Annotated in this window: 19 protein-coding genes and 3 pseudogenes; all 22 read right to left on the bottom strand. The window is 37.9% G+C overall.

Features of this window, described 5'->3' with window-relative positions:
* Positions 1 to 16: 16 nt before the first annotated feature.
* Complete coding sequence (locus tag JCM19034_RS14580; protein ID WP_035343845.1) at positions 17 to 277, bottom strand: stage V sporulation protein S; 261 nt, start codon at positions 275 to 277, stop codon at positions 17 to 19.
* Between the two features lie 526 nt (positions 278 to 803).
* Positions 804 to 1604: a TIGR00282 family metallophosphoesterase gene (locus JCM19034_RS14575; protein ID WP_062050855.1), complete on the bottom strand. Its 801-nt coding sequence runs from the start codon at positions 1602 to 1604 to the stop codon at positions 804 to 806.
* Between the two features lie 57 nt (positions 1605 to 1661).
* On the bottom strand, positions 1662 to 3224 hold the full coding sequence (rny, locus tag JCM19034_RS14570; protein ID WP_062050925.1) for a ribonuclease Y: 1563 nt from the start codon (positions 3222 to 3224) through the stop codon (positions 1662 to 1664).
* Between the two features lie 161 nt (positions 3225 to 3385).
* A complete protein-coding gene (locus JCM19034_RS14565; protein WP_062050854.1) occupies positions 3386 to 4051 on the bottom strand; it encodes a hypothetical protein in 666 nt (221 codons plus the stop codon).
* On the bottom strand, positions 4041 to 4292 hold the full coding sequence (locus JCM19034_RS14560; RefSeq protein WP_062050852.1) for a hypothetical protein: 252 nt from the start codon (positions 4290 to 4292) through the stop codon (positions 4041 to 4043). The genes JCM19034_RS14565 and JCM19034_RS14560 overlap by 11 nt, the downstream gene beginning before the upstream one ends.
* A 19-nt stretch (positions 4293 to 4311) precedes the next feature.
* On the bottom strand, positions 4312 to 4626 hold the full coding sequence (locus JCM19034_RS14555) for a hypothetical protein (RefSeq protein WP_156323996.1): 315 nt from the start codon (positions 4624 to 4626) through the stop codon (positions 4312 to 4314).
* Between the two features lie 20 nt (positions 4627 to 4646).
* A complete protein-coding gene (locus tag JCM19034_RS14550) occupies positions 4647 to 5744 on the bottom strand; it encodes an AAA family ATPase (RefSeq protein WP_062050848.1) in 1098 nt (365 codons plus the stop codon).
* Complete coding sequence (locus tag JCM19034_RS14545; RefSeq protein WP_062050846.1) at positions 5737 to 6726, bottom strand: exonuclease SbcCD subunit D; 990 nt, start codon at positions 6724 to 6726, stop codon at positions 5737 to 5739. Before JCM19034_RS14545 ends, JCM19034_RS14550 begins: the two co-directional genes overlap by 8 nt.
* A 123-nt stretch (positions 6727 to 6849) precedes the next feature.
* The gene (gene recA, locus JCM19034_RS14540; protein WP_062050844.1) at positions 6850 to 7899 is read right to left on the bottom strand and encodes a recombinase RecA; all 1050 of its coding nucleotides are present in this window, start codon (positions 7897 to 7899) and stop codon (positions 6850 to 6852) included.
* 248 nt (positions 7900 to 8147) lie between these two features.
* On the bottom strand, positions 8148 to 9761 hold the full coding sequence (locus JCM19034_RS14535; RefSeq protein WP_062050842.1) for a DEAD/DEAH box helicase: 1614 nt from the start codon (positions 9759 to 9761) through the stop codon (positions 8148 to 8150).
* Positions 9758 to 11011, bottom strand: coding sequence for a competence/damage-inducible protein A (locus JCM19034_RS14530; RefSeq protein WP_062050841.1), 1254 nt, complete (start codon positions 11009 to 11011; stop codon positions 9758 to 9760). The genes JCM19034_RS14535 and JCM19034_RS14530 overlap by 4 nt, the downstream gene beginning before the upstream one ends.
* A gap of 14 nt (positions 11012 to 11025) precedes the next feature.
* Positions 11026 to 11596, bottom strand: a pseudogene (pgsA, locus tag JCM19034_RS14525) (CDP-diacylglycerol--glycerol-3-phosphate 3-phosphatidyltransferase).
* Between the two features lie 144 nt (positions 11597 to 11740).
* Positions 11741 to 12613: a RodZ family helix-turn-helix domain-containing protein gene (locus JCM19034_RS14520; protein ID WP_082394089.1), complete on the bottom strand. Its 873-nt coding sequence runs from the start codon at positions 12611 to 12613 to the stop codon at positions 11741 to 11743.
* An 8-nt stretch (positions 12614 to 12621) separates the two neighbouring features.
* Positions 12622 to 13395, bottom strand: coding sequence for a DUF3388 domain-containing protein (locus JCM19034_RS14515; protein WP_062050837.1), 774 nt, complete (start codon positions 13393 to 13395; stop codon positions 12622 to 12624).
* Between the two features lie 180 nt (positions 13396 to 13575).
* Positions 13576 to 13833: a DUF3243 domain-containing protein gene (locus tag JCM19034_RS14510; protein ID WP_062050836.1), complete on the bottom strand. Its 258-nt coding sequence runs from the start codon at positions 13831 to 13833 to the stop codon at positions 13576 to 13578.
* 86 nt (positions 13834 to 13919) lie between these two features.
* Complete coding sequence (gene ymfI / locus JCM19034_RS14505) at positions 13920 to 14651, bottom strand: elongation factor P 5-aminopentanone reductase (protein ID WP_062050834.1); 732 nt, start codon at positions 14649 to 14651, stop codon at positions 13920 to 13922.
* The gene (gene yfmH, locus JCM19034_RS14500; protein WP_062050832.1) at positions 14652 to 15947 is read right to left on the bottom strand and encodes an EF-P 5-aminopentanol modification-associated protein YfmH; all 1296 of its coding nucleotides are present in this window, start codon (positions 15945 to 15947) and stop codon (positions 14652 to 14654) included.
* Positions 15944 to 17223 (bottom strand): annotated as a pseudogene (gene yfmF, locus JCM19034_RS14495) (EF-P 5-aminopentanol modification-associated protein YfmF). The gene yfmH and the pseudogene yfmF overlap by 4 nt, the downstream one beginning before the upstream one ends.
* Before the next feature lie 31 nt (positions 17224 to 17254).
* The gene (locus JCM19034_RS14490) at positions 17255 to 17980 is read right to left on the bottom strand and encodes a GntR family transcriptional regulator (RefSeq protein ID WP_062050830.1); all 726 of its coding nucleotides are present in this window, start codon (positions 17978 to 17980) and stop codon (positions 17255 to 17257) included.
* Positions 17981 to 18001: 21 nt separating this feature from the next.
* Positions 18002 to 20350: a DNA translocase FtsK gene (locus JCM19034_RS14485; RefSeq protein WP_062050828.1), complete on the bottom strand. Its 2349-nt coding sequence runs from the start codon at positions 20348 to 20350 to the stop codon at positions 18002 to 18004.
* Between the two features lie 111 nt (positions 20351 to 20461).
* Entirely contained in the window at positions 20462 to 20683 is a 222-nt protein-coding gene (locus JCM19034_RS14480; protein ID WP_062050826.1) for a YlzJ-like family protein, read from the bottom strand.
* Positions 20680 to 21425, bottom strand: a pseudogene (locus JCM19034_RS14475) (ClpP family protease). Before JCM19034_RS14475 ends, JCM19034_RS14480 begins: the two are co-directional and overlap by 4 nt.
* Between the last annotated feature and the right edge of the window lie 45 nt (positions 21426 to 21470).

Here is a 21470-nt window from a genome sequence, read left to right as displayed (position 1 = left end):
GCGGTGACATATTTTGCTACCTCGGTTCTACAATTAATTTCATTGCTGTCCGTTCTTCACCTTCTATTTCAATATCGGTGAATGCAGGAATACATACTAGCTCAATTCCACTAGGTGCTACAAAGCCACGAGCGATCGCAATTGCTTTTATCGACTGATTCAAGGCTCCTGCACCAATAGCTTGAATCTCTGCAGCACCCCTCTCTCGAATTACACCAGCTAGAGCACCAGCTACAGAATTTGGAGTAGATTTTGCCGAAACTTTTAAGACTTCCATTTCGAGTACCTCCTCTTAAACGATACGTTAGGTTGTCCATCGGTCCTAGTTTTTTATGATGACGACTGTATGTTGGGATCATCCACGCATACGAGATGCAATATCTAATTCATTTTATTTCAGCAAAGCAAATCATATTCCAAAAATATTTGAAAATACCATCACGATTTTTCAAAAACAGCAGCAACGATTCGAAACGAGCGAATATAAGGATACCTTCTTAAAAACAAATAGTAGGCTGCCAATAGAAGATGACTTGCAATCTTTTATCACAAGTGACAAACTAACTTAGGATATATTCTTTTATATCCAATCTATCAGATTTGATGAGATTATATGACAAACAAGCAACTCCCACTGCATCTAAAACGAATTGTAAAATAAAAAGAAACCACCTTTTGAAGAAATGTGGTTTCGCTAAATACCCAAAGCTAGAGATGTACCAAAAGCATTATTTATCTTAAACAGTGAGTGAAAGTGAAGCCGGTACAACTCTTATTAACTCTATTCGTTTTGATTAAAGACTTTAGTCATGCATACTTACAGGCTGGTCATCATTAATTTGAATGCGGGTTATATTTTTTGCCAATCCTGTTTTACCATCTAAATCAATGACAACTGCACTTAACTGCTTTCTTCCTTCAGCAACTTCAAAACGAACAGGTAATTGGGTAAGAAATTTCTGAAGAACAGCCTCACGATCAACACCTAAAATACCGTCATATGGTCCAGTCATCCCAACATCTGTTAGATAGGCCGTTCCTTTTTCTAAGATACGCTCATCCGCTGTTTGAACATGAGTATGAGTACCAACAACGGCACTAACCCTCCCGTCTAAATACCAACCCATTGCTTGCTTTTCGCTTGTCGCTTCAGCATGAAAGTCGACAAAAATAAACGGTGTTCTTTTTGAAACTTCCTGAATAATTTCATCTGCTCGTTTAAACGGACAATCAATTGCGGGCAGAAATGTTCTCCCCATTAAATTAACAACGGCAATTTCTAGATCATTATAGCGATGAAATGTATACCCTTTTCCAGGGGTTCCTTCAGGATAATTTGCTGGGCGTACGATATGTTTCGCATTTTCAATAAATTCGAAAATTCCCCGATTATCCCACGTATGATTCCCTAGCGTAATGACCTGTGCACCTGCATCTAAAAAACCTTTATAAATTTTCTCCGTAATCCCTTTACCTGATGCTGCATTTTCTCCATTAATAATCGTTATTGTCGGCTTATATTGCTTTTTTAACTTTGCCGTATATTCTTGGATCATTTGCCGCCCCGGTGCTCCGTATACATCACCAATAAATAATATTCTCATAAAAACTCCTAACTAAATGTAATAATCTATAAAAGAAAGTGGCGACAAGTCGCCACTTTACTTAGCATATTCAACTGCTCTCGTCTCTCGAATGACTGTAACCCGAATATGACCTGGATAATCTAATTCTTCCTCAATTTTTTTCGTAATATCACGAGCTAACTTATGGGCAAGGGCATCGTCTACGACATCAGGACGAACGAGAATTCTTACTTCACGTCCTGCTTGAATCGCGTACGTTTTTTCGACACCTTCAAACGACTCCGAAATCTCCTCTAACTTCTCGAGACGACGAATATACGTTTCAAGCGTTTCCCTTCTAGCTCCCGGACGAGCAGCAGATAAAGCATCAGCGGCAGCGACTAATGTCGAAATAATTGAAGTAGACGCCGTATCTCCATGATGAGAAGCAATCGCATTAATGACAGTAGGATGCTCTTTATATTTCGTCGCGAGCTCTACTCCAATTTCTACATGACTTCCTTCTACTTCATGGTCAATCGCTTTCCCGATATCATGCAACAATCCAGCTCGCTTAGCCAGCTTCACATCTTCCCCAAGCTCTGAAGCCATTAAACCAGCTAAATGGGCGACCTCCATTGAATGCTTCAACACATTTTGACCATAGCTCGTTCTAAATTTTAAACGACCTAAAATTTTGATTAAATCAGGATGTAACCCATGAATTCCCATTTCAAAGGTTGTTTGTTCTCCATACTCTCGAATTAGTTCATCCACTTCACGACGAGATTTATCTACCATTTCCTCAATACGTGCCGGATGAATTCTTCCATCCTGTACTAACTTTTCAAGAGCAGTTCGAGCAATTTCCCTTCTAATCGGATCAAAACCAGATAAGATAACTGCTTCTGGCGTGTCATCAATAATTAAATCAATTCCTGTTAACGTTTCAAGTGCACGAATATTCCGGCCTTCACGCCCAATAATACGGCCTTTCATCTCATCATTAGGAAGTGAAACAACCGAAACAGTTGATTCAGCAACGTGATCAGCTGAGCAACGTTGAATGGCTAACGATAAAATGTCCTTCGCTTTTTTATCGGCTTCATCCTTCGCTTCAACCATTCGTTCTTTAATCATATGAGCTGTTTCGTGAGCTAGCTCTTGCTCTAACTCATGACGAATAGCATCACGAGCTTCTTCGCGGGTTAATCCGGATACACGTTCAAGTTCTAATTGTTGTTGCTTCCGAATCTCCTCCACTTTGTTTTCCATCTCTTCAATTTGGCGTTGTTTTTTGGTGAGAGATTCCTCCCTTTTTTCCAAAGATTCCTCTTTCTTATCTAAGGTTTCACTTTTCCGGTCAAGAATCTCTTCTTTTTGAACCAAACGATTCTCTTGTTTTTGAATCTCATTTCTGCGTTCACGAACTTCACGTTCTGCTTCAGTACGTATTTTATGAGCTTCATCCTTAACTTCAAGGATGGCTTCTTTTTTACTCGCTTCAGCATCACGTTTCGCATCTTCCACAATTTGTTTCGCCGCAAATTCCGCACTAGTAATTTTGGCTTCTGCAATGGATCTTCGAACAAGATATCCAACAACTGCAAATACGATTGCAGAGACAACAAGCAAAGCGGAGAAGAGGATTATATCTATCTCAAAACTCACTCTTTCACCTCCTCTTGCTATCTAATTGTTGGGTGTCAAATTTCATACTATCATGAAACATAAAATAAAATGATCGCGATTAATCGAAAAAAAAAGTTGTAATAACCGCATTCTTCTTAATTTTAAAGCTCAAGTTAACCATTGTCAAGCTAGTCAACGTTTGAAACCTCACTAACACCATCCCTCATTTGAACTTCATATGCTCGATCGCCTGATTGTGCCAAATGATAATTGTGTGTAATCATAATAATTTGTCGATTAAACATCGTGCTTAGTGACTTTAAAAATTCATATAGAGCATAGACATATTCTCCTGAAACATGTTTACCTGGTTCATCTAATAATAAAGGACCCTCGCGTTTAGGGTGAATCGTTTCAATCAATGCCACGCGAAGGGCTAAAGTTACAATATCAACAACACCGCCACCGCGTGCATCTTGTGGTTTTGTTTTCACTATTATCCCTTCGTATTCTGATACAACATAAAACTCTGCTATCGGCTTAGCACCATGCTCATCGATTTCTATTTGGAATGAAAATAACGGACCGAACACATATTGAAGGGCGTTCGTCACCAGTGTTTCAATTTGCTGCTTTGCTTGCTCCCGAGCGTATTCAGCAGACTGCTGTAGCAGCACCCGTGCCTTCTCGTACGTATCGACCGCCTCAAAATAAGAATCTAGTTCCGCTTTCTTGATTGCTATTTGCTCTTCTAGTAACCGTCTACGCTCATCAAGACGATTCCATTTCGTTCGTGCTTCTTCGTATTTATTCTGCAATCTCAAATAGCGTTCATGCACGTCATTAACGTTCATGGTCGATCAATTCTTTCGGGATTAATTCCCATGTTTCCTTTAATGTCTGCTCAATTGTTTGCTCTAATCGCATGATTTCACTATCAAGTTCTTCAGGCTTTACTCCTAAATCTTCGAGCTCCTCTAGTAACCTTGATTTTTGATTTTCTAATTCTTCTAATTTTGCTTCTGCTCGATATTTCATATCTTTTGCTTTTTCAATTGCTTGTTTCATTTGTGTTAGCTGTTGTTCAATCGACATAAACAAAAGTCCTCCTTCGTTAATTAAAATGATGGTGATCTAGATTTTTCATATTTTTGCCACAGGTTGGGCACGTTCCCTTTTTCAAAAGCAGTTCCATTCTCTCTTGTTCATACGTCTCAATTACCTCCATTTGCGATTTAATGAAGGCAATTCCTTCTTTTATTCTCCGCTCGTATTCTATCAATGATGAATGGGTAGATTTTAATTTTTGCAGCTGACTTGTTCTATTTTCAATGATAGCTATATTATCCAAAATCAACTCAATTTCTGGAAGTTGCGAAATAAATTGGTGTACTTTATTGATCTCATTATTTCTCGTATCCAACCTCATTTTAAAACGACTGAAAACGTTCAATTGCTCTTTTTCTGATTAATTTCATCAACGAGGTTATCCTCAATCTCACTTAAAAATGAAGTCAATTGTACTGATTGTATTTGTTTTTGATGTTGTTCACTAACTTTTTTAGAAAGTTGTTGGAGTTGCATTAAACGATTTGCTTTTTTCAAAATACGATCTAGACTGTGAGTATTTTCATTAGCTTTCATTACATCTTTTGTTTTTTCGATCCAGAGCAAGCACTTCTCCATGCTATCTTGCAATTGATTATATCTAGTTTGTAAGCGAACAAAAGCTTGATATTTTGTTGTACTTACTTCAAGTTGTGATACGACCGCTTCCCACTCGTGAACATGTTGGACAAGCTTTTTATTTCTACTTTGTACAACTTCTTCTTCTGTCATTTGTTTCATTAAATTAGAAATACGTTCTAGCTGTTGCTTTTTTTCTATTAGAATTGAAATTTCGCTTATTTTATGGGAAACATTGTCTAGCTCCTTTTTTAATTGGTCAACATTCGCATATGGTTCAAGCTCCTTTTCAAGCTTCTCAATCGCCTCTTCTTCGTGGCGGACACGTTGATTAAGCTGCGATACATCTCTTGACGTTTGCCTTATTGCCATATCCAAATAATGAGCTCCGCTAATTCGCCCAAGTACTTTCGCTCTAGTTGAACTCGTTTCCTCAAGTAAAAAAGGCCCGTCTAGCTGCTGAGAAACATGGAGTGCTAAATCCCGGTCAGTATCGACGCGTAGATGCCCCATTCCATGAGCTTCCAACACCTCGTGAGGTACAGAAAAACCAAACCCTTCTAAAATCAAATCATCTTGTTCTGGACGTTTAATCGAATAACGGTTTTTGGAGGAGGTTCGTTCACGGCAAATGATTGTATCATTTGATAATGTGACAGTTACTCTGACAAAATCAGCTGATACCCTTAAGAAGTCCGTACCTTTTGGTTGGTTAAATAAGGCCCAACGAATCGCACGAATAATCGCTGTTTTCCCACTATCTGATTGCCCAACAATCATATTTAAGCCATTGTCAAACTCGATATACGTATCAAGATGTGATTGAAAATTCTCAATATGTACTGACCGGATGTTATTCATATTGACCATCCTTCCACTTCTCTTCAACCAACGTCATTCTCCGTAAGGCTTCTTGTCGTACCTTTTCTTCTACATTTTGTAATGAAGCAATTTCCTTAATAATATCACCCATATTTAGTGATTGAAACTGTGAAGCTTCTTTCACTTGCTGTACAAAGGAATGCAGCTTTTCTTCTTGGTGAAGTGCCTTTTCTAAAAATGAACGATCTAAAACTTGATCTCCGTCTTCAGCATTCTCAAGCGTTTGTTCACAGAGTTGAATCTTTCCATTCTTCACTTCACCAATGATCACTTTAGGTTTACGGTTTATTTCAGACCAGTGATTATTAACCCTGGCTAGTGCTCCTGGATTACAAATGAATTTACCGTTTTTCTCTTTAATGCCAAATCCCCCGTGGAAATGTCCTGTTAAGATAATGTCCGCTGTTGTTCCCCAAATATGGTCGATTAACGTATGAGCGACTCCTTCTGGTAGTGCTTTTTCTACGAGCATACTATGAACGATATGTATGGCAACGTCGACATGTTCAGCTCTTTTAGGGTAATAATCTAATTTAGGGTCACGCTGATCAAGATCATAATGGTACGGTTGACCGCTAATTTGGATGACACATTCTTCGTCATGTATCATTAGTGGCTCTTCTGGATGAATAACAGTCATTACACCAAATGAATCCATTAACCCTAGCATTGTTCTAGATAACGTGTCAGGGTTATGCCCAAACGTGTCATGATTGCCCGCAACAACGTAAATAGGCGCATTAGATTTTTTGAAAATTCTCGCAAATTGCCCAACAACATTAGGAGATAAGTCCGGTCGATCAAATACATCACCACCATGCAAAATGAGATCAACACATTCTTGATTAGCAATCGATATCACTTCTTGTAGCTTCGTTTTTAATGTATCTACGTAACTATCTAGTCTATTTTTTGGGGTAGTACCACGAATATGAGAGTCTGTTACATATAAAAATTTCATTTCACAATCTCCCTTTCTTAAAAGCGTCGTGCAATATTGCTCAACTTTTTTAAAAAGGAATTAAAAGGTATGCCCAGTCATAATTGACTTAACATACCTTCAGCAATCCCATTTTTCATCTGATTATTTTAAATCAAATGGCACTTCTTCAAATTCCTCATCGGAAGGCGGAGCTACTTGTACCTCGCCATTAATGCCATAATGATCGCGAATCATTCCTTCAATCGTCTCTGTTAAATCTGCATTTTCTTTTAGGAATTGCTTCGCATTTTCACGACCTTGTCCCATCTTTTCTCCTTCAAATGAATACCAAGCACCACTTTTTTGTACAATGTCAAGTTCGGCTGCCATATCCAAAATAGATCCTTCTCGAGAGATCCCTTCCCCATACATAATATCAACCTCTGCTACCTTAAATGGAGGTGCAACCTTATTTTTGACAATTTTAATTTTTGTCTTATTTCCTACCATATCGTTTCCTTGTTTAAGTGTTTCTGCTCGACGAACTTCAAGTCTGACAGAAGAATAGAATTTCAACGCTCGACCACCAGGAGTTGTCTCAGGATTACCGAACATGACACCGACTTTTTCACGAATTTGGTTAATAAATATCGCAATCGTCTTAGATTTGTTAATAGCACCAGATAATTTACGTAACGCTTGCGACATTAAACGTGCTTGTAAACCGACATGACTATCTCCCATCTCACCTTCAATTTCAGCTTTAGGAACAAGTGCAGCCACACTATCGATTACAATCATATCCACTGCACCACTTCGAACAAGTGCTTCGGCAATTTCTAACGCCTGTTCCCCTGTATCAGGTTGAGAGAGCAATAATTCATCGATATTTACCCCTAACTTCTGTGCATATACCGGGTCGAGTGCATGCTCAGCATCAATAAATGCGGCTTGCCCACCGTTCCGTTGAATCTCTGCAATAGCATGAAGGGCGACAGTTGTTTTACCAGACGATTCAGGTCCATATACTTCAATAACACGCCCTTTAGGATAACCACCAACACCTAAAGCAATATCCAATGCTAATGCACCGCTGGAAATCGTTGAAACTCTTTGCTCTGCCTGCTCACCAAGCTTCATAATCGAGCCTTTCCCAAACTGTTTCTCAATTTGGCGCAACGCCATATCTAAAGCCGCTTTACGATCACTCATTATCTAATCTCTCCTCTATATAAACAATATCTTTGCTCTTTATTCTAGAATCTACTACTATCATAACTCGTTTTCTTTCTTTTGCCAATAGTTTTTACGAACATTTATTCGCTTAATATTTTAAATACCTTTTAAACTGAAAGAAGAGAGTAAAAGAAAGGATTGAAATAAGGTGGCAATGGTAGGTTGGAAAAGAAAAGCGTCTAAAAGACATGTTCATCGATTTAGACGCTTTTTTCCAAATGAAACTACCGTTCCGTGCGTGAAGGTGTATTACGGTCTCTTTTTGGACGAGGTTTTGCTGGCTCCAGATTAACTCTAGCACCATTTAAGCGTGAATAACGCAAAGCTTCATAGACAAATGGTGCGACATCTTCAGGCACTTCAACAAATGTAAAGTTCTCGAAAATATCAATTTTCCCAATTGACTTTGTAGGTATTCCAACTAAGTCAGAGATCTCATCAACTAACACTTTCGGAGTTAATTGAATATTTCGTCCAACATTAATAAAGAACCTTACCATGCCCTTGGCTCCACCAGTCTCACCAAACTGATAACCTGACTCCTCAAGGGACGTATCACTAGAGAAATTCATTTTCAATAGAGCAGCAATGACTGATTCTGCTTGATGGTCCTGTAAGATTTCTTCAACTAACGGTGTAAAAAGTTCATTTTCTTTCCCGCCAGCAGCAATTTGATCGCTAATTAATTTCTTCCATGAGTTTTGTTGCTTTTCGACTACCTCTTCAATTGTCGGAACATCTTGAGAAGGAATGGTCATTTTAATTTCCTTTTCAATTGAACGTAAATGCTTCATCTCTCTAGGTGTTACTAATGTTAACGCTAATCCTTTTTTTCCAGCACGTCCAGTCCGTCCAATTCGATGTACATAGCTTTCAGGATCTTGCGGAATATCGTAATTGATGACGTGTGAAACATTTTCAACGTCTATTCCTCTCGCAGCAACATCTGTTGCAATTAAAAACTCTACTGACGAATCACGGAACTTTTTCATTACCGCGTCTCTTTGTGACTGTGTAAGATCACCGTGTAAGCCGTCAGCTAAATATCCCCTTGCTTGTAAGGCTTCTGTAAGCTCCGCTACTCCCTTTTTAGTTCGACAGAACAGAATCCCTAGTTCTATATCCTCACTATCAATAATACGGCATAACGAGTCAATTTTATTACGCTCTAGCACTTTAAAATACATTTGGTCAATTAATGGAGCGGTCACTTCTCCTTTATTAATCGTAACCGTCTTAGGCGAATTCATATAACGTTTTGTCAATTTACGTATCGCAACAGGCATTGTAGCTGAGAACAGTAACGTTTGGCGATTATGATTTACTTGTTTTAAAATCATTTCAATATCGTCAACAAATCCCATATCGAGCATTTCATCAGCCTCATCCAGTACAATCGTATGAACTTGATCTAACTTCAGTGTGTTGCGTCGCAAATGATCTAAAATACGCCCTGGAGTGCCAATAACCACTTGTACACCTTGTTTCAATGCCTTAATTTGATGTCCAATCGATTGTCCACCATAAATCGGCAGCGTTCTAATCTTTTTATGAACTGATAATTTTTGTAATTCACCTGACACTTGAATCGCTAATTCTCGTGTAGGAGTTAAAATCAAGGCTTGTACGTAACGTTCTTGTTTCACTTTATCAACAACCGGAATGCCGAAAGCTGCTGTCTTTCCGGTTCCTGTTTGAGCTTGACCAATGACGTCTCCACCTTGAAGAATAACAGGGATCGCCTTTTCCTGTATTGGAGAAGGCTCTTCGAATCCCATCTCTTTGATCGCACGTTGTATTGGTTCTGAAATTTGAAAATCATTAAAATTCGTTGTCATTCTGTTTTATTCCACCTTTTCAATTCGTTCAACAAATAAAAACAGCCATATTTTACAGCTTTATTTACAATATCATTTCTATCTCCTGGCAAGTGTAGTTGATAGGCTATAACTTCTTCTGTTAAGCCGGCAATCCCTATGTACACTTCTCCCACTGGTTTTCCTTCTTGAGAAGATGGCCCAGCCACCCCTGTGAAGCTAATTCCGATATCGGAATTACACTTTTTTTGAACCTTTTGTGCCATTTCTTTAGCACATTCACTACTTACAACACCCTCATTTTCAATTAATTGATTAGAAATTTGTAAGAGATCTTTTTTTAATTGTGTTGCATAGGCAACAATTCCACCTTTTAGTACATGACTAGCTCCAGGCTGTCTACTTAATTGATTTGCAAATAATCCACCCGTAAAACTCTCCGCTGTTGCTATCGTACATTTTTTTTCCTGTAATTGCAAAAATGTTTGCTCAACAATTGACGAATCACCATAACCATAAAAATAGAGCCCGACACGGTTTAATATTTGTTGTTCCACCTCGTCTAAGCGCTCTTGACGTATTTGTTCGTTATCGTGCTTCACAGTTAAACGTAACGTGACCTCGCCATCCCCAGCTAAAGGGGCAATCGTAGGATTTGTTTGTTTTTCAATTAAGTCTTCAATCTCTGTTTCTAATCGAGACTCTCCAATACCAAAAAATCGCAATACACGTGATTCAATTACGTCGTTATTGCCACTTTTTAGGAATTGTGGCCGTAGCTCCTGTTCAAACATTGGAATCATCTCTTTAGGTGGACCAGGTAGCAGAATAAACCGTTGCTGTTTTTCACCTGATACGAGCATTCCTGGTGCCATTCCATAATGATTAAATAAAACATCACTACCTTCAATTACAAGAGCTTGTTTTTTATTATTATCAGTCATTTTTATATGTCGCTTTTCAAAAAAATCAACAATTTTCTGTAATGACGGCTGATGGTAAACAAGTTTCATTCCTAAAATTGAAGCGACCGTTTCTTTTGTCAAATCATCTTTCGTCGGCCCTAATCCCCCAGTGAATATGATTAAATCCGCACGTCCTTGAGCCTGTTCAATGGCTTCACGCAACCTCTTCTCATTATCACCAACAGTTGTTTGATAATAAACATCTATTCCTAAAGTAGCACATTCTTTGGCAAGATATGCTGCATTTGTATTAATGATTTGCCCTAAAAGCAATTCAGAGCCGACAGATATAATTTCAGCATTCATCGTATAACCACCTATTATTGGCCTTTTAGTACATGCTTATTTTTCTTAAAATAATCATAACCAGATAGTAGTGTTAAAACAGTCGCAGTCCAAATAGCGATACTGGCAAAAGGGAAAGATATTGGTTGAAACGGCCAGTTATGTAATAGTAACGCTGCTATCGCAACAATTTGCGAGACCGTTTTCCATTTCCCTAACGAGCTTGCAGCAATAACAACTCCATCTGCTGCAGCTATTAAACGGATACCTGTTACAGCAAATTCACGACTGATAATCACAATTGCCATCCATGCCGGCAATAGCTGTAACTCAACTAGACCTATTAATGCTGCTGTCACTAACAGTTTGTCAGCTAGCGGGTCGAGAAATTTCCCTAAATTCGTTACGAGCTAGCTTCCTTGCATAATAACCATCGAGCCAATCAGTTGCAGCTGCTAAAATAAATAAGAGTGCTGCTAAAAGATGATTAAGTGCCATCTCTGTTCCAAGAAATGATACTTCTTGTAGTGGCGGCATTAATAATATGATCATAAAAATAGGTATTAAGCATATACGAGAAATCGTAATTTTGTTCGGTAAATTCAAAATCGTCCCTCTCTTCAACTATGATTAAAACATCATTCATATTGTATCATATTCATAAATCATTTAACCACTGATTTATGATTCGAATTCTTTCCCTATCATTTGACTTTTAAAAGAAAAAAAGCTGCCACTATATAGTGACAACTATTCTTCGTTTTCAATAACCGTAATATGAACTTTTTGATGTATGGAATCAGAAGGAAACTCAACTAACTGATCATGGACATATAACTCTACATCAATTGAACGACCGAAATTAAAAATTAATTCTTCCTCTTCAGAATAATCAAATTCAATATCCTCGCCTTCATTCGACATATATAACGTTTTCCCTAAGCCGTTTTTAATGTCAATGTATGATGAGCCTATCATTTCAATGCGTATATCATCAAACGAAGCACCAGAAAGTTCATAGTAAGAAGTGATCCCTTGTGTCTCTTTAAACGTCAAATCAATTGGATCGGGTTCTGGTTCTGGCTCTTCTTCAGATGATTCTTCTGAATCATCTGATTGATTGTTTTCAGGCACTTCATTATCATCATCTTCTTCAGATTGAAGAAATTCTCCTTCTACATTACTGCTGTTATCAGGCTGTTCAGCACCATCTTTAGCGGAATTATTTTGAATGATAATGATAGCACCAACTGCAATGATAGCTAGAATCACAATCGTAAGAAGTGTTGTTAAAACTGGTTGAGATTTTGAGCGTTTCTTTGGTCTTGCAACATTTGATCTCTTTGAACGTGTTGGTACCTGCACCGTTTCCTGCCTCGGATTGGGCAGCTCATGTTTAAATTGATCAAATAACTCTTCAGGATCTAATCCAATCGTTTCCGCATACGTTTTTATAAACGCTCTTGCGTAGAATTGACCTGGCAAACGATCATATTGTCCCTCTTCAATCGCTGACAAATAACGTTTCTGAATTTTCGTCGTTCGCTGCAAATCATCAAGCGAAATGTTTTTTTGCTCTCTTGTTTCCTTTAAATGTTGGCCTAATTCAGACAATCCTAACACCTACCTACTTAACTAATATCGAAAGAGGAAAAGCCAGATTCAACAATATCATATGTAATTTCTTCGTTTTCATCATTACGTAATTCAATAATACAATCAAAGTCAGCTAATTCATACTCTGACTCACGAACAAAAATATCAGGATGTTCAACAACTTTTACTGCAGGTAATCTCATAATATCACGTACAAGAGTTTTGTGCTTTTCCGTTGAACGCATCGTCGTGACAATGCCATCAATTATAAATATATGCTCATCTGTGTATTCATCCTCAGCTAATTGACTTCTAACTGTTTGTCGCAACAGTGTTGAAGAAATAAATGACCAACGCTTATTAGCACAAACACTAGCAGCAACTATTGATTCCGTTTTCCCGACTCGTGGCATTCCTCTTACACCAACGAGGAAGTGACCTTCGCGTTTAAACATCTCCGCCATAAAGTCCACTAACAAACCTAATTCATTACGCACAAAACGAAAAATCTTCTTATCATCTGCATCACGTTCAATATACCGTCCATGCCTAATAGCAAGACGATCTCGCACTCTTGGCTCACGAACCTTCGTCAATGTGATATCTTCCATCGTATGTATTATTGATTCAAGTCTAATCACTTGATCATCATGAGTGCTTCGAATCAGCATACCTCTTCTTCTATTTTCTACTCCGTTGATCGTAACAATATTAATCTCCAACATCCCAAGTAATGAGGAAATATCACCAAGTAGACCTGGGCGATTTTTCTGTATTTCGTATTCGATGTACCATTCCTTAACTGTCATTTCCTTCATCCTTTACACGAGTTGGTAGTTACTTACTTTCATCATAATAGATTTTAATAACAAATGAAAGAACTTTGTCGTATTTTATAACTAATACTCGAGAAAAAATGAGATGTTGATTTCATACATGTTTAAAAAAGAAAAGCGCTCCATTTGGAACACTTTTTCTTTTAATTTTAATTATTGATTACCCTCATTTTGAACAAGCTTAACCATCATATTTGCAATTGCATGCTGTTCATTTTCATCAGCAACTTTCCATAATTCAGCTAATACACGCTCTTGCTCATTTTTTGGATCAACTTGCTGTGCTAAATATTCTCCAACTTGGTAGGCAACATCCGACACAACATTTTCAGACATTCCCTCTTCAGTTGCTTGATTGAGACGATTACCTAAAAAATCTTTCCACTGCTCCCAGTTATCGAGAACGGACATGAATACCCCTCCTTCTTCATGAACTTCAATAATATATTTTGTTATTCTCATGAAGAATATACATGAAAAACACGCTCTTGTTTTTCCTAACAGTACCATGCACCATTCACAGAAATGATTTGTCCATTAATATAATTTGACTGATTTGAATGAAGAAAAGCGACAAGCTGACTAATATCTTTAGGTGTTCCTAGTCGATTAGCTGGTATTTCTTCGATTAGTTGGTCAAGATGCTCATTTCCTTGATCTTTCAACATCGTTGTCTCAATGGCTCCTGGTGCCACACCATTTACTTGGATCCCACTTGGGGCAACTTCTTTTGCTAAAGCTTTCACAAAACTATTCATTCCTCCTTTAGCTGCGGAATATGTTACCTCACACGCTGCACCTGTTTGACCCCAAATGGAAGAAATCATAATTATGTTTCCTTTTTTTGCTTGAATCATACTTGGTAGCAATGCACGTGTCACTTTCATTGGATTTAATAAATGAATATTTATTAATGCTTCCATATCATGATCCGCCGTTTCCGTAAATAGTTGAAATTGGCTCATTCCTGCATTATGTATAATCGTTTGAAATCCATCAATAACAATATCAAGAGAGTTAATCAATTGCTGTGCTCCGTCGCTTACTGATAAATCAGCTCGGATCGTCTTCACGTTCGCTCCCTTTTCCTCACAGATTCTCTTAATTTCTTTTATCTTTTGTTCTCCCTGAAAATATTGTAAAAAAAGAGAGCTTTTAGGGGAAGCCAGCTCTTTTGCAATTTCTGAACCGATCCCCCCTGAAGCTCCAGTTATTAAAATTGATTCCATCTACTCTTGATACCCCTCTGATTTGACTTGAAACACAGTAAAGCGTCCAAAATCAAAATGTTCTTGTAAGACTTGCTCTAAATCAGAAATTGTAACCTCTTCTAATGTTGTCACGACGTCAAATAAATTCATGTCGTTAAATTGATAACGAGTAAATTGATTAGCAATAAATTCAGGTGAGTTTAGTGACCGTAAAAAAGAACCTATTTTCTTTTTTATCGTCCGATTTACTTGTTCCTTTGACAAAGACGATTCTTTAAATGCTGTAATCATCTCTTTTATTCGCTTTTCTAGTTGGTCTGGCTTACTCGTATCACCGCCGATAACAGAAAAACCAAACCCATTTTCAGCCGAATAATCAAAAGAGAAGCTGTCATCAATTAGCCCTTCAGCAAATAGTTGTTGATAATGATCAGAGCTTTGACCAAACATGAGGTCTAATAAAATCGATATTGTTAATTCTCTTTTCAACAACTCTTTCCCTTGTCTGTCGACCCCGACATCCTTAAAGCCCATTAAGCATTTTGGTGTTTGTACAGACATCGTTAAAATTTCTTTATCTTTAGCTACTGAATCGGGCTCTTGATCAAAGAAACGCTTAATGTCTTCAGGTTTAGCAAATTCTTTTTTCTGCTGGTTTGTTTTCACTTGCTCTATAATTTGCTCAGGGTCAACTGGTCCGACAACGAACAAAAGCATGTTACTCGGGTGATAAAATGTTTGATAGCACGTATAAAGTAAATCCTTCGTTATCGTTGCAATAGAATCAATTGTCCCAGCAATATCAATTTTTACAGGATGTTGATGAAACATATTACTAATGACGCCGAAGTAGGCCCGCCAATCAGGATTGTCATCATACATCGTAATTTCTTGATTAATAATCCCTTTTTCCTTCTCAACGCTTTCTTCCGTAAAATAAGGGTGCTGCACGAAATCAACAAGTGTTTCTAAATTTTCTTCTACATTTAATGTACTTGAAAACAAATAAGCTGTGCGGGTAAAGCTTGTAAAGGCATTAGCAGAGGCACCTTGTTTGCTAAATTGCTGAAAAACATCCCCATGTTCATCCTCGAACATTTTATGCTCAAGAAAATGGGCAATCCCATCAGGAACTTTTAGCTTATTTTCCTCACCAATTGGCTTGAAGTGATTATCGATCGAACCGTATTTTGTTGTGAACGTTGCATACGTCTTATTAAATTCACTTTTCGGTAAAACATAAATAGATAAGCCATTATCGAGTTGTTCATGATAAAGCGTCTCTTCCACTTGTGAAAATATGACAGGCTTCATGCAGTTTCCTCCTTTCCTTTTAAGAAATAAATCGTATCAAGCTTTACTTTTTTCGCAGCTCTAACAACATCTTCTTTTGTAACTTGATCTACACTTTCTAACCAATCTGGTAACGAACGCTTTGAGCGACTAATAACTTGATGATAATGGAGCTCAACAAGTCCCCTTGCGACATCGGCAGTCTCTAAAATTTGGTTTTTGAGCATTGCTTTCGTTTGCTCAAGCTCTTGCTCTGAAAAATCACCGTTTCTCATTGCTTCGAGCTGCTCATTAATGATTTCAACAGCACGATCATATTTAGTAAATTCAATACCAGACATGACCATCATAATACCTTTATGGCTCTCTAACCGAGAAGCAGCGTAATAAGCTAAGCTTTCCTTTTCACGCACGTTAATAAATAACTTTGAATGAGAGAAACCACCGAAAAGACCATTAAATACTTGAACAGCTACATAATCATCTTCACCGTATGTTGTGTACGTTCGAAAACCTAGATGAAGCTTCCCTTGTTTCACATCTTGGTTTTCATGAACTACTTTCACCTCATCTATCTCTGGACTCTTTGTTGTTGGTCTGACATTTGGGTTTCGCTCAGGCAATTGGAAGGCTTCTTTCACTTTCTTAAATGTTTCTTGTTCGTCTAATGCTCCTACAAGGTAGAGATCAAAAGCATTTGTTTGCAGCAATTCCACATAATAATCATAAAGTGATTCTGCCGTAATCGCTTCCACTTCTTCTACTGTTCCGAATGCACTTAATGCATATGGCTCACCTTTACACATTTCCTCTGTTACACGAACATTAGCATATCGCATCTTATCGTCGTATACAGATTGAATACGTTGCTTTAATGAACGCTTTTCTTGTTCTACAACTTGTTCTGAGAAAAGACCATTTTCCAAAAATGGATCGGTAACTACTTCCGCTAATAACGCCAATGCTTGTGTAAACAATGGAGTTGAATCACTTAAAAAGCGCTCATTGGCAATATCGATCATAAACGTTATAACATGCTCTTCTCCTTTTTTTGCACATCAGTTGTTAATGTTGCCCCATACATCTGGTCTAGGCGTTCTCTTAAAGCCTTTCTTGATGGAGATTGACTTGTTCCATTTTGAAGGACGTGTCCTAATAAAGCTCGTTTTGCAACTGATTCTTTATTTAACGGGGCACGGATTAATAGCAATAACGTATTGGTTTTATATTTTTCAGTAGGCATAATATGAACCGTTAACCCGCCTTGCTTTTCAACTTGTTCAGTTATAGGTTGCATTTGATCATCTCCTTTTCCTATCATGCATAGGTTATGCTTTTACACGACTTCTTACAACGTGGAATTTAAATTTATCTGCACGAAAATAATTATAAGAATAAAGCACAGGTATTTCATTCTCATCATAGTGCATTTGTTTTAATAAGAGTAACGTAGATTCAGGATCACACTCTAATATTTCAGAAATTTCGCCATCATAACCAATTGGCTCTATGTGCGTTACCGCGTACGTAATCGTATGACCTACACTCTCTAAAAACTTAAAAATTGACTTAATTTCATGAATCGAATGATTTCTCACTAATTGATACGGCACCTTTTCAAGACAATAGACAACGGGAACACCATCCGCTGTACGAATGCGTTCTAAAGATAACACTTCTTTTAATTCATCTTGCTTAAAGTGCCTCCTCTCTTCCTCAGTTGCCTCATTTACAGCAGAAGAGACATATATCGTCCCCGGGTTCATATTTGCCTTAATAATCATATCTGTCACACTATGCAGTTCTTCGATCCCAGCAGAAAATAATGGCTTTGAATGAACAAACGTCCCAACCCCATGACGGCGTATTACAATTCCTTCTTCTTCTAAAACACGTAACGCTTCCCGTAATGTCGCTCGACTAATCCCTAAATTTTTCGAAAATTCAAATTCAGAAGGCAGCTTTTCGCCTTCCTCATATACATTATTCTCGATATCCTCTTTTAAACGTTCGATCACCTGCAAATATAAGGGTCTTTGATCTGCTTTAATCAAGTTTGTCACTCCTTCTCCCCATTACGATGTAGCTTCATTATCATTTCTTTTACTGATTAAAACTTCTCGTGGCTTGCTACCTTCATAAGGCCCAACGACACCTCTTGCTTCCATTTCATCGATTATACGTGCTGCACGAGTATAGCCTATTCTAAACCTTCGCTGTAGCATTGAAACAGATGCCGTATTCATTTCAACTACTAACTCGACCGCAGAGTCATATAATTCATCTGTTGCACGTTCTTCAATAATAGGTTCTTCGTTCGGTATCATTTCTTCCTCATATTGTGCCTTTTGCTGAGAAATCACATACTGCACGACATTTTCAACTTCTTGGTCTGATAAAAAGGCACCTTGGATTCTCGTCGGTTTAGATGCTCCTACTGGTAAATAGAGCATATCTCCACGTCCTAATAGCTTCTCAGCTCCACCTGAGTCAAGTATAGTACGAGAATCAGTTTGTGAAGAGACACCAAACGCAATACGTGAAGGGATATTGGCTTTAATCACACCTGTAATAACGTCGACTGAAGGACGTTGAGTGGCTATGATCATATGAATACCAGATGCACGAGCCATTTGTGCTAACCTCGCAATAGAATCCTCCACATCACCTGAAGCAACCATCATTAAATCAGCTAACTCGTCGACAATCACAACAATATAAGGTAAGGTAGGCTGCTTAGCATCACCTTCCTCATTTTGACTACGTACTAAATCATTGTAGCCTTCAATATTTCTAGTTCCAGTATGTGAAAATAAATCATAACGCCGTTCCATTTCTGCAACAACTTTTTTTAATGCCTGAGAAGCTTTTTTTGGTTCTGTTACTACCGGTGTTAATAAATGCGGGATTCCGTTATAGACGTTTAATTCAACCATTTTCGGATCAATCATCATAAGCTTTACTTCATGTGGCTTTGCCTTCAATAATAAACTAACAATAATGCCATTAATACAAACACTTTTTCCACTTCCCGTCGCACCAGCAACTAGTAAATGGGGCATTTTATTTAAATGGGCTAAAACAGGATTACCTGATATATCCCGTCCCAATCCAACAGCTAAGACATTTTCTTCTTGATGAGATTGAGTTGAATCCAACACTTCACGAAGTGTAACAACGGCAATTTCATGATTCGGCACTTCAATTCCAATTGCTGATTTCCCGGGAATTGGTGCTTCCATACGAATATCTTTCGCAGCTAAGGCTAATGCTAGGTCATCGGCAAGATTAACGATACGACTTACTTTTACACCAACACTTGGGTATACTTCATATTTTGTTACAGCTGGTCCTAAATGAACTTTTGATACTTTTGCTTTCACTCCAAAGCTTTCTAATGTTTGTTCCAATTTCTTTGCGTTTGCTGCTAACTGTTTCTTTTCATTTAACTGACTTGGATTATTTGGCAATTTTAATATTTCTAATTCAGGGAGCTCGTAGTCTTTGTTTACTTCTTCCCCTGTGACTAAATTCCCACTAAGCTCACCACTAACCTTGCCCTCATCTGTCTTTAAGGCTTCATCCTTGATTGCGTGGTCACGTTGTTCCACCTTATTTTCCCCAGTATGATCTTGGTAAGCTCTTTGTGTGAAATCAACAATTTCAGGCTCAGAATCTTGGAGAACAGGTGATTCATTTTCAACTTGTACTTGAATGGATTCTTTACCTTCTTTTGATTCTTTTTTCCGTTCTTTATATATTTCTTTTTCTTGCTTTAAGCGTCTTGTAAAAGCTTTCCACGCTCGTTTAAGTTCTACTGCTAAACTTTGAAACGTATCTAATATAAAGGTATACATCGCCCTAAAACCTTTATTCAATAAATTTGAAGCAGACTTTCCTGTTAGTAAAATGATCCCTACAATAATCAATACGAATCCAAATAAATAGGTTCCTGCTTCTGCAAATAAAAAGTGACTGATGGCAAATGAAAATGCTCCAATCATCCCTCCACCAAGATCCTCATTCGGAGCTTGTCCACGCATTTCTAACCAATATAGCCTCCACGTTTGCCTAATAACAGACTGATCTTCAAAGCCTTCTCTCCCACTTAACTGATTAAACAGACTAATATGAGCTAGCAAGCTAAAAGCAACGGCAATAATATATAAACCAGCTGTACGACGCGTCCAAAACGGTGGTACTTTACGCTTGACCATAAAAAATAGTGCAACAACTAATAGACCTATAGCCAGTAGTACAAACCACTCACCGAAAAAGAAGCGAAATAAGCGAACAAAAACCTCACCTACTGTCCCTAATCTTGCAAATGTAACAACGGCAATGACTAATAAGCCGAGACCGATGAGTTCATATGTAAGTTGTGATTTAAACTCGGTTTTTCGTTTTTTCTTTCGTCTTGCCAATTTATTCACCCTTTACATAAAAGACATACTAGAAGAAGCAGTCAAAATTGACTGCTTCAACCTTCCTTACATGAACATCATTATAGCATAACTAGAATGCGGACTACACTACTAAGTTCGCGGACTTGCTTGAATAATCGTACCTGGAGTATACTTTTCATTTAAAAAGGCATTTGCATTACTGCTTATAAGTCGAACGATACGATATTGATCCGGATTTACTTGTTCCACAATGAGCTGACCTGATTCACATGGGATGACTTTTTGTGAGAGAAACATTTCATGATCTGTAGGAAAAATATATTCATGCGGCATCATTGTATACAAAATCATTGTATAACATCTCCCTCAGGCGTGTTCTTTTTATTATGTTCAATTAAGTCATTTAACTTCGCTAATGCTTGCCCTATTCCCCCTACCTCATTTATTAGACCGTAAGAAACTGCATCAGTTCCAACAACATTTGTTCCGATATCTCGTGTTAAATTTCCTTTTGAAACATGAGCTCTTTAAACTTTTCTTCCGTTATAGATGAGTGTTTCGTTACAAAATTAATGACGCGATCTTGCATCTTGTCTAAATATTCAAATGTTTGTGGTACACCAATAACAAGTCCAGTTAATCTTACTGGATGAATGGTCATTGTTGCTGTTTCAGCGATATAAGAGTATTTTGATGCGACTGCAATTGGCACACCTATTGAATGTCCTCCTCCTAACACAAGAGTTACAGTAGGCTTGGACATAGAAGCAACCATTTCCGATATCGCTAATCCAGCTTCAACATCTCCTCCAACTGTATTTAAAACGAGCAATAACCCTTCAATCTTAGGATTTTGCTCAATCGCTACAAGTTGGGGAATAATATGCTCATATTTAGTCGTTTTATTTTGTGGCGGTAGCTGCATATGCCCTTCAATTTGTCCAACAATTGTCATACAATGAACATTTGATTGCCCTAGATCTGGTACATTCGTTTGACCTAATTCTTGGATTTTTTCAACTAATTCACTTTTCGGCTCCTTCTGTGGCTCTTGCTGTGGTTGTTGAGGATTATTATCGTTAGTTCCTAGCATCATTGACCACTCCCTCCTTAGTATTTCTACCATTCAGTATGCAAC

This window comes from Bacillus sp. JCM 19034, from assembly GCF_001310635.1.
Lineage (GTDB): Bacteria > Bacillota > Bacilli > Bacillales > Bacillaceae_D > Halalkalibacter.
This window is presented reverse-complemented; position numbering and strand designations above follow the sequence as displayed.